A 714-nucleotide genomic window follows, 5' to 3' on the forward strand; every position below is an offset into this window, starting at 1 on the left:
CCATACCTACCGCTGTTGTGGAGCCCCTATTCTGGCCCAGCTCAGGAGACAAATTCCACACCCAACGTCGAAGAGCCAAAAATATCAAAGCTCACTTCCGTTGATGACTTTACTGAAATTCCAGAGGGTAAGTTCATTGAGTTCTGCCGCTCAGCAAAGATCATCACCAATGACGTTAGAAAAATTCTTGATGAAAAACTCGGAACACGTAACTCAAGCGCTCACCCATCAGGAATATCAATATCTGAACTTAAAGCAACTGAGTTCATACAGGACCTGGTAGAGAATGTAGTCCTAAAGTACAAAATCTAACAAAGTGCTGTTGTCGGAAAAGTTTTCCGCAAAGCGCGCCGTTCAATGATGGAGATAATATGAAGGACCTTTTCCCCGGCCACTTTAAAGAAAGTGAAAAGAATTTAAAGCAGGTGTGGGATTCCTGCATTTTTGTATTTGATGCAAATATATTATTGAATTTTTATAGGTATTCTGATTCTGCTAGACGCGAGTTTCTTCAGCTTCTTCAAAAAATACAAGAGCGTGTATGGCTGCCTCATAGAGCTGCCGAGGAATATTTAAATAATCGACTATCGGTAATTGATCAACAAGAACGCTCATATGACGAAACGGCTAAAGCTATATGATCTTACCCAGCAACAGTGGACACTCGTTTAAGCGATCATTCGGACTTCAAACGCCTCTGGGCTGATCATCCCT

2 protein-coding genes are annotated in these 714 nt (G+C 41.7%); both read left to right on the forward strand.

Annotation, left to right across the window (positions count from 1 at the left end; genetic code table 11):
- Window positions 1-312, forward strand: a 312-nt coding sequence (locus tag INT20_RS17925; RefSeq protein ID WP_226912253.1) for a hypothetical protein, incomplete at its 5' end; no start/stop codon positions are given.
- A gap of 59 nt (window positions 313-371) precedes the next feature.
- Entirely contained in the window at window positions 372-641 is a 270-nt protein-coding gene (locus tag INT20_RS17930; protein WP_193057453.1) for a PIN-like domain-containing protein, read from the forward strand.
- The last annotated feature ends 73 nt before the right edge of the window (window positions 642-714 follow it).

Source organism: Halomonas citrativorans, from assembly GCF_014898005.1.
GTDB classification, from domain to species: Bacteria; Pseudomonadota; Gammaproteobacteria; order Pseudomonadales; family Halomonadaceae; genus Vreelandella; species Vreelandella citrativorans.